At 71.0% G+C, this 12,069-nt stretch carries 11 protein-coding genes; 2 read left to right on the forward strand and 9 right to left on the reverse strand.

What is annotated here, in order from left to right; genetic code table 11:
* Positions 1-249: 249 nt before the first annotated feature.
* The 7 genes from BM424_RS04135 to BM424_RS04165 form a co-directional block, all read right to left on the reverse strand.
* Positions 250-1,767 (reverse strand): amino acid permease, encoded by a 1,518-nt coding sequence (locus BM424_RS04135; protein ID WP_093413771.1) that lies wholly within the window; start codon positions 1,765-1,767, stop codon positions 250-252.
* A 135-nt stretch (positions 1,768-1,902) separates the two neighbouring features.
* Complete coding sequence (locus BM424_RS04140; RefSeq protein WP_093413772.1) at positions 1,903-2,826, reverse strand: cation diffusion facilitator family transporter; 924 nt, start codon at positions 2,824-2,826, stop codon at positions 1,903-1,905.
* A 100-nt stretch (positions 2,827-2,926) separates the two neighbouring features.
* Positions 2,927-4,180: a mannose-6-phosphate isomerase, class I gene (gene manA, locus BM424_RS04145; RefSeq protein WP_175547920.1), complete on the reverse strand. Its 1,254-nt coding sequence runs from the start codon at positions 4,178-4,180 to the stop codon at positions 2,927-2,929.
* 110 nt (positions 4,181-4,290) lie between these two features.
* Positions 4,291-5,370 carry an SIS domain-containing protein gene (locus tag BM424_RS04150; RefSeq protein ID WP_093413775.1) on the reverse strand — a complete coding sequence of 360 codons (1,080 nt, stop codon included), beginning with the start codon at positions 5,368-5,370 and terminating at the stop codon, positions 4,291-4,293.
* A 7-nt stretch (positions 5,371-5,377) separates the two neighbouring features.
* Positions 5,378-5,590, reverse strand: a complete 213-nt coding sequence (locus tag BM424_RS04155; RefSeq protein ID WP_093413777.1) for a Trm112 family protein — start codon at positions 5,588-5,590, stop codon at positions 5,378-5,380.
* A gap of 55 nt (positions 5,591-5,645) precedes the next feature.
* Positions 5,646-6,995, reverse strand: coding sequence for a phosphomannomutase/phosphoglucomutase (locus BM424_RS04160; RefSeq protein WP_093413778.1), 1,350 nt, complete (start codon positions 6,993-6,995; stop codon positions 5,646-5,648).
* 103 nt (positions 6,996-7,098) lie between these two features.
* Positions 7,099-7,458: a DUF3499 domain-containing protein gene (locus BM424_RS04165; protein WP_093414646.1), complete on the reverse strand. Its 360-nt coding sequence runs from the start codon at positions 7,456-7,458 to the stop codon at positions 7,099-7,101.
* A gap of 205 nt (positions 7,459-7,663) precedes the next feature.
* Here BM424_RS04165 and BM424_RS04170 point away from each other — a divergent pair, with 205 nt between their 5' ends.
* Complete coding sequence (locus BM424_RS04170) at positions 7,664-8,137, forward strand: metallopeptidase family protein (RefSeq protein WP_175547921.1); 474 nt, start codon at positions 7,664-7,666, stop codon at positions 8,135-8,137.
* Between the two features lie 207 nt (positions 8,138-8,344).
* Here BM424_RS04170 and BM424_RS04175 read toward each other — a convergent pair whose 3' ends face one another.
* Together BM424_RS04175 and BM424_RS04180 are read right to left on the reverse strand one after the other, a co-directional pair.
* A complete protein-coding gene (locus tag BM424_RS04175) occupies positions 8,345-10,363 on the reverse strand; it encodes a hypothetical protein (protein ID WP_139273996.1) in 2,019 nt (672 codons plus the stop codon).
* Positions 10,364-10,449: 86 nt separating this feature from the next.
* Complete coding sequence (locus tag BM424_RS04180; RefSeq protein WP_093414649.1) at positions 10,450-10,677, reverse strand: WhiB family transcriptional regulator; 228 nt, start codon at positions 10,675-10,677, stop codon at positions 10,450-10,452.
* 602 nt (positions 10,678-11,279) lie between these two features.
* Here BM424_RS04180 and BM424_RS04185 point away from each other — a divergent pair.
* Positions 11,280-12,038, forward strand: coding sequence for a site-2 protease family protein (locus tag BM424_RS04185; protein WP_093413781.1), 759 nt, complete (start codon positions 11,280-11,282; stop codon positions 12,036-12,038).
* The last annotated feature ends 31 nt before the right edge of the window (positions 12,039-12,069 follow it).

The following is a 12,069-nucleotide window of genomic DNA, read 5'->3' on the forward strand; positions in this document are numbered from 1 at the left end:
GCGCCCGGTCGCTTCGGCACCTCGTTGCGGTGTTCCTCGTTGCGGTGCTCCTCGCTGTGGTGTCCCGTTGCGGTGCCGAAGGTGCTTGGCAGGGGACAGTTTTAGTGAGAACTGTCCGGACATTTCGGGCGTCGAGGCCGGGTGATTTGGACTAAAACTGTCCACTGGTGACGCCCGAGCACTCCCGGAGGACAGCGAAAAGCGGCGCCACCCCCGGGGGGGATGGCGCCGCTTTGGTGTGGTGCGGGGCTAGCTGGTGACTTCGCCGCCGGAGGCGATGTCTCCCTGCTGCCGCTTGCCGAGGCGCGAGTGCGTCCGGCCGTAGAGGAAGTAGATCACGACACCGGCGATCATCCAGACCACGAACCGGATCCAGGTCAGCGCCGTCAGGTTCAGCATCAGCCACAGGCAGGCGATGATCGCCAGGATCGGCACCACCGGCACCAGCGGGGCCTTGAAGCCGCGCGGCAGGTCCGGGCGGGTCCGCCGCAGGACGATCACGCCCAGCGACACCAGCACGAACGCGAACAGCGTGCCGACGTTGACCATCTCCTCCAGCTTGTCCGCCGGGAAGAAGGCCGCGGCCAGCACCACCACGATGCCGACCAGGATGGTGGCGCGGGCGGGGGTGCCCTTGCTGGAGGTCTTGGCCAGCGCGCCCGGCATCAGACCGTCACGCGACATCGCGAACAGCACGCGGGTCTGGCCCAGCAGCAGCACCATGACCACCGTGGTGAGACCGGCCAGCGCGCCGACCGAGATGATCGCCGCCGCCCAGGTCACGCCGTGGATCGCGAACGCGGTGGCCAGCGTGGAGCGGGTGCCGTCGTCGGCGGTGGCCAGGTCGGTGTAGGGCACCATGCCGGTGACGACCAGCGCGACCGCCACGTAGAGCACGGTGACGATGACGAGGCTGCCGATGATGCCGCGCGGGGCGCTCTTCTGCGGGTTCTTCGTCTCCTCCGCGGTGGTGGCGACGATGTCGAAACCGATGAACGCGAAGAACACCAGCGAAGCACCGGCCAGCAGACCGAACATGCCGTAGGTGCTGGTCTGGCCGCCGAGGATCAGCGACAGCAGCGACTGCTCGATCGCCGGGCTGTCCTCCGTCGCCGCCTGCGCCGGCGGGATGAACGGCGTGTAGTTGGCGGCGTTGATGTAGGCGAGGCCGACCACGATCACCAGCAGCACGACGGCCACCTTGATGATGGTGATGACCAGCGAGACGCGCGCCGACAGCTTCGTGCCGACCGCCAGCAGCGTGGACAGCACGGCCACGAGCAGCAGTGCGCCCCAGTCGAACTGGAGCGGCCCGAGATCGAACACGGTGGGCACGTCGAGCCCGATGAGCGCCAGGACCTCCTGCAGGTACACCGACCAGCCCTTGGAGACGGCGGCCGCGGCGACCGCGAACTCCAGGATCAGGTCCCAGCCGATGATCCAGGCGATGAACTCGCCGAAGGTCGCGTAGGAGTAGGTGTAGGCGCTGCCGGCGACCGGCACCGTCGAGGCGAACTCGGCGTAGCACAGCGCGGCGAGGCCGCAGGCGATCGCGGAGAGCACGAAGGCCAACGACACCGAAGGCCCGGAGACGTCACCCGCCGTGCGCGCCGCGAGCGTGAAGATGCCGGCACCGATGACGACTGATACGCCGAAGACGATCAGATCCCAGGTGCCCAGATTTTTGCGTAGTTTGGTGTCCGGCTCGTCGGTGTCGAGAATGGATTGCTCTACCGACTTGGTACGCCACAGCCCAGTGCCTGGCACTGTCGCCTCCTCCATCAAGTCCCAAGTGTCGTGGGTGCACGCACCCTAACTCGCCAATGTCGCTGCGGGTAACGACCGACTAGTATTCGCCCTAGCTTTCGTTAACCCGTTGTGATGACAAGACGATGTCTTGTGTCAGGCCGTGGTCGTGCGGCCACGGTCGAGGTCCGGTTCCAGGTAGATCAGGCGCGCCGCCGGAACCTTCGCTCGGATCCGCTGCTCTGCACCATCGATCTCGGCGGCGACATCCGCAACCGAGAGCGACGGGGCCAGGCCGATCTTCGCGGCGATCAGCAGCTCCTCGGGACCCAGGTACTGGGTGCGGATGTGGATGACGCGCTCCACCCGCTCGGACTCGATCTGCCCGATGATGTCGTCGAGCACGTCGCGGCTCGCGCCCTCACCGATGAGCAGGCTCTTGGTCTCCACGATCAGCACCACCGCGATCACGCCCAGCAGCACGCCGATGCACACGGTGCCGATGCCGTCGAAGACCGGGTTGCCGGTGAGCACGGTCAGCCCGACGCCGCCGAGCGCGAGCACCAGACCGATCAGCGCGCCGAAGTCCTCCAGCAGCACCACCGGCAGCTCCGGGGTCTTGGCCTGGCGGATGAACTGCCACCAGGTCAGCTTCCCCTTGAGCGCGCGCGATTCCTTGATCGCGGTCATGAAGCTGTAGGACTCCAGGCAGATCGCGATGACCAGGATCAGCACCGCCACCCACGCCGCCTGCAGCGGCTCCGGGTGCTCGATCTTGTGGATGCCCTCGTAGAGCGCGAACACCGAGCCGAGCGTGAACAGCATCAGCGCGACGACGAACGAGTAGAAGTACCGGTCGCGGCCGTAGCCGAAGGGGTGCTCCTCGTCGGCCTTGCGCTGCGAGGTCTTCTGACCGAGCAGCAGCAGCCCCTGGTTGGAGGTGTCGGCCAGCGAGTGCACCGATTCCGCCAGCATCGACGACGAACCGGTGAACAGGAATCCGCCGAACTTGGCGACCGCGATCCCCGCGTTCGCTCCCAACGCGGCCAAGATGGCCTTGGTCCCGCCCCCTGCTGACACGATCTCCTCCAGACCTTCCGGCTGCGACGACGGGAGGAATCTACCGGGTGCTCAGCGGAGAAAAGGGACAACCGGGGAGATCGGCGACTTGAGATCGCTCTCAGAACGAGCCGGCGGCCGCCCGGAACACCTGCGCCTGCCCGTCGGGGTCCAGCTCGGCGGGCCGGACCTCCACGGCCGGGTCGCTGGCGGCCAGCCACACCGAGTGCCCGCGCTGCAGCACCAGTTCCCGCGGCAGCGACCCGTTCTCGCGGTGGCCGCTGGTCAACCGGACGCTGCCCTTGGTGCACAGCAGGATCTGCGGTCCCGGCGAATCGAGGTGGACGGTCCCGGATTCGGCGGGCGTCCAGTCCAGCCTGGACAGCTCGAACTCGTCGGCGGGCGTGCGGTAGGCGGTGAGGTTGGCGTCCAGCGACTCGCCCTTGAGGACCCGCATGTCGCCGCAGGCGAAGTCCAGCACCTTCAGCAGCTCCGGCACGTCCACGTGCTTCGGCGTCAGCCCGCAGCGCAGGATGTTGTCGGAGTTGGCGAGGATCTCGATGCCGGTGCCGTGCAGGTAGGCGTGCAGGTTCCCGGCGGGCAGGAAGATCGCCTCGCCGGGCTGCAGCACCAGCCGGTTGAGCAGCAGGCTCGCCAGCACGCCCGCGTCGTGCGGGTAGGCCTCGCCGAGCTCCAGGACCGTGCGGCACTCCAGGGCGAACTCGCCGCGCTCCTTGACGTGCGCGACGCAGGCGTCCAGCAGCTCCGGCAGCACGTCCCGCAGGTAGTGCTCGGGAAGCGTGATCCAGGTCGTGAACAGCGCTCGCAGCCCGTCGGCGTCCGGCTGGGCGGCCAGCAGCTCGCGGTGGGCGCGCAGGCTCGGCACGTCCAGCGCGTCGAGCAGCCGCACCGTGCGCTGCGCCTCGCGGAACCCGGCCAGCGCGTGGAACTCGGTGAGCGCGCAGATCAGCTCGGGCTTGGCCGTGGGGTCCGGGTAGTTGCGGTGCGGCGCGTTGCGGGCGATGCCCGAGCTCTCCTCACGGGCGAAGCCCTCGGCGGCCTGCTCGGCGGAGGGATGGGCCTGCAGGCTCAGCGGCTCGTCGGCGGCGAGGACCTTCATCAGGAACGGCAGCCTGCCGCCCCAGCGGCGCACGCACTCGTCGCCGAGGTGGTGGGCCGGTGCGGAGTCCAGCAGCGACAGCAGCGACACCTCGTCCCCGCCGGGGCGCAGCACCCGGGACGGGTCACCGGGGTGGGCGCCCATCCACAGCTCAGCCTCCGGGTGCGGTGTGGGGACGGGCCGACCGAGCAGATCCGCGATTGCGGTGCGCGAACCCCACGCGTAGGGGCGCACCGCGTTGCGCAGTAGCTCCACAGTCGTTCTCGCTTCCTCGTTCTCGCGCTTGCTCGTCCGGCCAGCACACCCCGTCCGCGCAGCGCGGGGCATCGGGGGCCTCCCGGATTTTCGGTGCGGGCCCCTCGGCCTCAGCTCATGGCCAGTGCGGGCCAGCCCGGGCCGTTGAGCGTGCCCGCGGCCAGGCCCAAGTAGACGGCGGCCAGGTCGAAGCGGGCGGCCAGGACCGCGGCGCGCAGCAGCGGGTCGGCGCGCACCGTGTCGCCCGGGGCGACCACGTCGGCACCGGGCAGGTCCCGCAGGGCGGACCGCTCCCCCACCTCCACCCGCTCGTCGTGCCGGGTGCTGATCAGGAACACCCGCAGCGCCACCCCGGGTTCGTCGTCGGGGTCGGCGAAGATGTCGGCCTCGGACCCGACGGCGGCGGCGGCGCGGTGCAGCCCGCGCTGCGCGACGGCCTGCGGGTAGTCGGTGACGTGCGCCGGGACGCCGGCGTGCGCGCCGAGCGCGAACGAGGCGTGCGCGGCGACGGCGGTGGTGACCGGGCCCAGGCCCCACAGCAGCGGGGTGCGCTCGGCCATCCGCAGCGCCAGCGACTTGGCGGGGTTGCTCAGCGACTCGTGCCCCGGGTGGGCGCGTTCGGCTTCCTTGTCGAGCTCCTCGGCGAGTTCCTCGACGTCGAAGTCCAGCAGTCCCAGGGCCCGGAAGGTGCTGATGCCGGCGGCGAAGACGTAGGCGAACGCCAGCGCGGGCGGCACCGGAACCCTCGGGACCAGCAGTTTCGCCCGCCCGGCTCCGGCGGCGGCCACGGGCCCGTCGGAGGGAGCGGCGAGCACGACGCTCGCGCCCCGGCGGCAGGCGGTGGCCACGGATTCGGCGAGGGTGACGTCACCGACGTCGTCGGTGTGGGCGAACACGACGTCGAGCGCACCGACCCAGGACGGCAGCTCGTCGGCGGCCACGACCGGGACCGGGCAGCGAGCCCCGGTCAGGGCGAGGAGCAGCCGCGCCACGTTCGCCGAGACGCCCGGCCTGGTCAGCAGCACGACCGCGCGGGGGCGGTCGTCGGCCAGGTCGTCGAGGCCGACCTCGGCCGCGGTCTCGGCGGTGGCGCGCACCTGCGCGCCGAAGAGCGCGGCCAGCCTCAGCAGGCCGCCGGAGTCGACGTCGGCCAGCCTGGCCGGGTCGTCGAGGAGGGTGTCGTCCAGCACCGGCGCCTCACCCCTCCTCGACGCCGCCGGGAGATCCCCCGACGGCCTCGTCCAGCAGCAGCACGGGGATGCCGTCGCGCACCGGGTACCCGCGGCCGCAGGAGGTGCAGGTCAGGTAGTCGGCCTGCGCGTCGTCGGCGAGGCCGGGCCGCAGCGACCCGTGCTGCTCGCACGGGCATGCCAGGATTTCCAGCAACTGCGCTTCCAGGTCAACGGCCACGTCTTCCTCCCCAACTCGCGCGCTCGGCGAGTGTCCCTCGTCTCGGTCAGGCGGTTCATCCGCGGATGACCGCGAGCACCTCGTCGCGCAGCGCGGTCACGGCCTCAGTGTCCCTCGCCTCGACGTTGAGCCGGAGCAGCGGTTCGGTGTTGGACGGGCGCAGGTTGAACCACGATCCGTCCGACAGCTCCACGGTAAGCCCGTCGAGCTCGTCGACAGAAGCACCGTTCCGGTCACCGAAGGCGTCGGCGACGGCCCGCATCCGGCCCTGCTGGTCGTCGACGGTGGAGTTGATCTCGCCGCTGGCGGCGTAGCGGGAGTAGTCGGCCATGAGCTCCGACAGCGGCTTGTCCTGCTCGCCGAGGGCGGCCAGCACGTGCAGCGCGGCCAGCATCCCGGAGTCGGCGCGCCAGAAGTCGCGGAAGTAGTAGTGCGCGGAGTGCTCGCCGCCGAAGATCGCGCCGGTCTCGGCCATCGTCTGCTTGATGAAGGAGTGGCCGACGCGGGTGCGCACGGGCTTGCCGCCGAGCTCGGTGACGATCTCGGGCACGGCCTTGGAGGTGATCAGGTTGTGGATGATCGTGCCGCCGGGCTCCTTGGCCAGCTCGCGGGAGGCGACCAGCGCGGTGATGGCGCTCGGGGTGACCGGTTCGGCGCGCTCGTCGACGACGAAGCAGCGGTCGGCGTCACCGTCGAAGGCCAGGCCCGCGTCGGCGCCGACCTCGCGGACCTTGGCCTGCAGGTCGACGATGTTGGCCGGGTCCAGCGGGTTGGCCTCGTGGTTCGGGAACGAACCGTCCAGCTCGAAGTACATCGGCACGAGTTCGACCGGCAGGTCGGCGAACACGGTGGGCACGGTGTGCCCGCCCATGCCGTTGCCCGCGTCGACGACGATCTTCAGCGGGCGGATGTCGCGCAGCCGCACCAGGTCGAGCAGGTAGGCCGAGTACTCGGCGACCATGTCGCGCTCGCTGGTCGCGCCCTTGGCTCCCAGGAACTCCGGCACGCCGTGGGCCACCAGCTCCTGGATCTCCGACAGGCCGCTGTCCTGGCCGACCGGGGCGGCGCCCGCGCGGCAGAGCTTGATGCCGTTGTACTTCGCGGGGTTGTGGCTGGCGGTGAACATCGCACCCGGCAGTTCCAGCTTGCCGGAGGCGAAGTAGAGCATGTCGGTGCTGGCCAGCCCGATGTTGATCACGTCGACGCCCTGCCCGGTGACACCGTCGGCGAACGCCTGCGCCAGCCCCGGCGAGGAGTCGCGCATGTCGTGACCGATCACCACGGCCGGTCCACCGACCAGTCTGGTGAACGCCGCTCCGATCTCCCGCACCACGTCGGCGTCCAAGCCGTCGCCGACCACTCCGCGGATGTCGTAAGCCTTGACGATCCCCGACAGGTCCCGCACGCTGCATCCTCCCCGTTCCCGACCAACGTGGTTGGCAGCCTACCGGCGATCGGCGGGTCGGTGGCAGCATCCGGTTTGACCAGAGCTGTTCGTCACGATCTGTTCACTCGTCCACCGGATCGGGCAAGGCCCGCAGATGCCCGCGACGCCCCGGTCCCGGGGCGCTGACCTGCGGCTCCACCGGCCGGTCCGGTCTGCCCGCTTCGCGCACCGCCTCGGCGAGCGCGGTCAGGTCGTCGTCCGACGGGGTCGGCGGCGCGAACTCGCCCTCGTGCCGGACGACCTCCCAGCCGTTGGGGACGGTCAGCCGCAGCGCGTGCGCCTCGCACAGGTCGTAGCTGTGCGGTTCGGCATAGGTGGCGAGCGGGCCCACGACCGCGGTCGAGTCCGCATAGGCATAAGTGAGCGTGGCGACGGCCGGGTTGACACACCCGGTCCGCGAGCACCGCCTCACGCTCCGCACGACACGCACGATAGCGCCTCCTGTCCACCTCGCGGCGCAGGCACGCGGAATCTCTTTCACGAGCCACGCCGAACACCAGTTTCCACCCTGCCTCCCGCCGACTCGATCGGGTGTCCGCTTCCGGCGAACAGGTGCACTCGATCACCACCTGAAATCCCCGTGGCGGCTGTCCCGGCCGGGCCCGCCGAGGGCGTACCCTCAGCGCGTGGTGACCGCACGTGGATCTCGGCGTCGAACCCGCTACCGGCGGGATCGGCGCGGTCGTGGCCTGCGCGGACCGCTGTACCCGTCGTCGGTCCCGGTCTCGCGCAGCCGTTCGCAACGCTTCGACGCGCTGGTGCTGGAGGCGCTGGAACCGATCGAGCAGCGCTGGCACGCCGAACTGACCCAGCTCGACGTCGCCGTCGACGAGGTCCCGGAGATCAACGACACCGCTCCGGAGAAGGTGGCCTGGGACGACGACGTCGTGGTCGACGCCAACGTCCCGCTGGCCCGGCTCGTCCCGGCCGGCGTGGACCGGCGCGGCCTGCCCACCCGCGCGCGCATCGTGCTCTACCGCAGGCCCCTCGAGGCCCGCGCCCGCGACGGCACGGACATGGCCGACCTGCTGCACGACGTGCTGGTCGAGCAGGTGGCCACCTACCTAGGCCTAGACCCGGACGTCATCGAGGGGCAATAGCTCTGTTCCGTGGTCTTTTTGCTGGGCGGTGCCAGTAGCGGAACCTGAGCGCCTTCGTGGTCTCCGTGCGCCGCTCCTTATGTATGCCAATACGCGGCGTCACGGCGTACTCGCCACGAAGGCGCTCAGAACCCGCGGCGGTGCCAGTTGCTTGCTTGGGGTACTGAGAAAGCGACTGCGTCGCTTGCCTGACGGTGGTGTTTTTGCTTATCGGTTGGTTGCTGTCTTGGTCTTGCGTCGGCGGCCTGGGATTGCGGCGATGATCGTGAACAGGACCACCGCGGCCTGCACCACCAGGAGGGTGGTGCGGGGGAGTTCGGTGTAGCCGACCTGGACCTCGGCGGCCTGCTCGGGCAGCGGTACCGCGACCTGGTGGCCCCACGCCGTGGCCAGCGGCAGCCGCTTCCCGTCGACCGTGGCGTACCAGCCCGGCTCGTTCTCCGCGGCGAGCACCAGGGCGCGCCCGTGGCCGCCCTCGGAGATCCGCACGGTGAACGAGGGAAGCCGGGCGTCGACCGGCAGCGGCCGGGCTTCCGGCGCCGGGCCGGGCTCGGTCTGGGCCCGGCGGGCGAGGTCCGGGCCGACGAGCTTGACCGGGGTCGCCGGGACCAGCAGCCGCAGCTCGCGGTTCGTCCCGGTGACCCGGCCGTCGTCGACGACCATGTCGTAGGCGAGCTCCGGCAGCCGCGAACCGGCCGGGACGACCACGTGGTCGGCTCCCCTGGCCGCGACCTCCGCCAGCGCCCCGCGCACCCGCGCGCTGTCGTCGCTGAGCAGGTCCTGCTCGACCTGGCGCAGCCAGTCGGCGGCGGCGCCCGCCGGAGCAAGGTCGTCGTCGCCGAAGCCCGGTCCTGCCCCGGTGACCAGTCGGGCGGGCTGCGGCCCGGGGTCCAGCACCAGCCGGGTCCCGGTCTCGGACGCGGCCTGGTAAATCCGCAGCGGGCCGGACGCCGTGCCGATCGCCGAACCCGCGCCCAGCACCAGCAGTCCGGCGGCCAGCACCGGGGCGGTGACCTTCCAGCTCAGCGCCGGAACCCTGGCGACCAGCACGATCCAGGCGCAGCCCGCGGCGACCAGCACCAGCGGCCCTCCGGTCCAGCCGGGACTCGCGACACCGCCGACGAGCGGTTCGGCGGACGCGGTGCCGACGACCACGGCCACCAGCCAGCCGAGCAGCGCGACGCCGACACCGGCGAGCATCCGGACCTCGAAGCAGACCGCCAGGGCCAGGATCGCGGCCAGCACCAGCAGCGCGCCGAGGATCCCGGCGAACGAGGCGTCCGGGCTGAGCACGGCCATCAGCACCGACGCGGGCTGCTCGACGACGCGCGCGCCGAGGCCGTGCAGCAGGATCTCCGGGTGCCCGAGCAGCACCGCGGGCCACGGCAGCAGGCAGGCGATCGACAGCAGGACGAGCGCGACGAGCCCGGCCGCCCGGCGACGCCCGCGCAGGCCGTTGCCGGGGACGAGGACGTGCGCGAGCAACGCGAGCACGATCAGCGACAGGTGCACCAGCGGCGCGAAGGCGCCGAGGACAGCGAGGCCGAGCGCGGTGAGGCAGGCGGTGCCGAGCCACTGCCCGTCGGAGCGGCGGATCACCGCGGCGATCCCGGCCAGCAGCGGCGGCACGAGCACGTGCGCGACGACGACGTCGAGACGTCCCTGACCCGCCGAGATCGCGGCGGCCGGCAGCAGCGCGTAGCCGCCCGAGACCAGGGCGCGGCGCAGCGGTGTCGCCAGGCGCCGGGTCGCGAGGTAGGCGCTGAGCCCGGCGAGTGGGACGCCGAACAGCAGCAGCGCCGACACCACCACCGACGGTCCACCTAGGACGGATCCGAGCAGCGCCAGCACGGCCAGCGAAGGCGAGGCGGGCGCCCCGGTTCCGCCGCCGACGGCGTGCCAGGCGTCGAGGTAGTCGCCCCAGGTGGTGCCCAGGTCCGCGGTCGGCAGCAGCCGTCCGCCGACGAGCGCGCCGCCGAGGCGGCCGGTGACGAGCGCGGTGACGAGTGCGAAAACGGCCAGCACGGCGACCATCGCGGTCCCCGGTGAGCGCAGAGCGGCGACGATCCGGGAACCCGGCGAGGTCTCGCCCGGTTCCGGCGCCGGTGGCTCCTCTTCGGCCTCACGTGGTGCCGGTGTCGGCTGTCCGGTCGGCCCGCTTCGCTGAAAGGCGAGGCGGCGCAACGACTTCAAGCCCTGCAACCGCGGCTTCGACGGCTCGTCCACCCGCGCTGGTCCTCCCGCTCGTCCGAACCACTACGGCCCGAACGGTAGTGCACGCGGAGCACCCGGCGGCGAGGACGCGGAGCGCCTCAGACCGCGCGGCGCTTGAGCTTGCGGCGCTCGCGTTCCGAGAGCCCGCCCCAGATGCCGAAGCGCTCGTCGTGCTGCAGCGCGTATTCCAGGCATTCCGAACGGACTTCGCACCCGGAGCAGATGCGCTTGGCCTCCCGCGTGGATCCGCCCTTCTCCGGGAAGAAGGCTTCTGGATCGGTTTGCGCGCACAGCGCGCGCTCCTGCCACTCCTGCTCTTCTTCCATCTCGAAGAGTTCGGCGAGCGCGTCGAACTCCGCGACCGTGGCGGTGGCGGTGGCCGTGGCCTCTCCGCGCTCCGCGAGACGGCTATCTCCTGATTCCCACATGACTCCCCCGATTTCTCCCCGTTATCCCACCGGTCCTCCCCAGGACCGGAACAGGACGCACTCCTGCTCGCAGGTTTTCCGGTCCCGCAGGCGGGACCGGAGGCATCGACGGCGGTGCCGTCGCCGATCGCTCACCCCGTCGCCCTCTCACTGCCGACGAAGTGCCGATCGACCTGGTGTCCGGCCGGGTTCTCCCGCACCCGGCCGACCGCCGCCGCGACCACCTGCCGCAGCGAGGCGTTCGGTTTCAGCAGCGAATGACACTGCTGTGATTACACCCGTGTAGCTCCTTGCGGTCAAGCCGGGACCTTCCGTAGGGGGATATCCGGATCTTCGGAATCCCAGGTCCGGCCGCGCCAATCCGTCCAGCGCGTTCAGCACAGGTCGTGTGCTCCTTCTGGCGCATCGCGCTGCGCCAAGATCATTAATATCACCGGTCGACGATCAGCGCGCGCTGAATCCGATCAACACGCCAGCGGCGAGTCGGGGAGACTTGGGTCGTGACTACTTCCGCCGTGCGGGTCAGCCCGCTGTTCCTCGGCATCCTCGCGGTCACCGCGGTCGGTGGCGTGCTGACGACGTTCACCAACACCGCGGCCCTGACCGGCGGGATCATCCTGCTGGTCCTGGGCGGCTGGGCGGCGTCGCTGTGCCTGCACGAGTTCGGGCACGCGGCGACGGCCTACCGGGGCGGTGACTGGTCGGTGCGCTCGAAGGGCTACCTGACGCTGGACCCGCGCCGCTACACCGATCCAGTGCTGAGCATCATCCTGCCGCTGATCTTCGTGGCGATCGGCGGCATCCCGCTGCCCGGCGGCGCGGTGTGGATCAACCACGGGGCGCTGCGGGGACGTCGCGTGGAGTCGATGGTCTCGCTGGCGGGACCGCTGACGAACCTGGTGCTGGGGTTGATCCTGGCGCTGGTCGTGGCGCTGGTGCCGATGCCGCTCGGTCTGGACGCGGGACTGTCCTACCTGGCGTTCCTGCAGGTGATCGCGTTCGTGCTCAACATCCTGCCGGTGCCCGGCCTCGACGGGTACGGCGCGATCGAGCCGTGGTTGTCGGCACCCGCGCGGCGGTTCGGCGAGAAGGCCCGGCCGTGGGCGCCGCTGGTGCTGTTCCTGCTGCTGATCGGGGTGCCGATGGTGGGCCGGTGGTTCTTCGAGCTCGCCTACTTCGTGTTCGACGTGGTCGGCGGCGACGCGGCGATGACCTCGCTCGGCCAGAGCCTGTTCCGGAGCGTCTTCGGCGGTCTGTGAGTCCGCGGAGCGGGAGCGTCCGGGTTCACAC

Origin of the sequence: Saccharopolyspora flava, from assembly GCF_900116135.1 — a bacterium.
GTDB classification, from domain to species: domain Bacteria; phylum Actinomycetota; class Actinomycetes; order Mycobacteriales; family Pseudonocardiaceae; genus Saccharopolyspora; species Saccharopolyspora flava.

Bases quoted from the DNA above. Each gene is read 5' to 3' on its own strand.
- BM424_RS04180 (WP_093414649.1), bottom strand. From the start codon at position 10,677: ATGGAAGAAGAGCAGGAGTGGCAGGAGCGCGCGCTGTGCGCGCAAACC.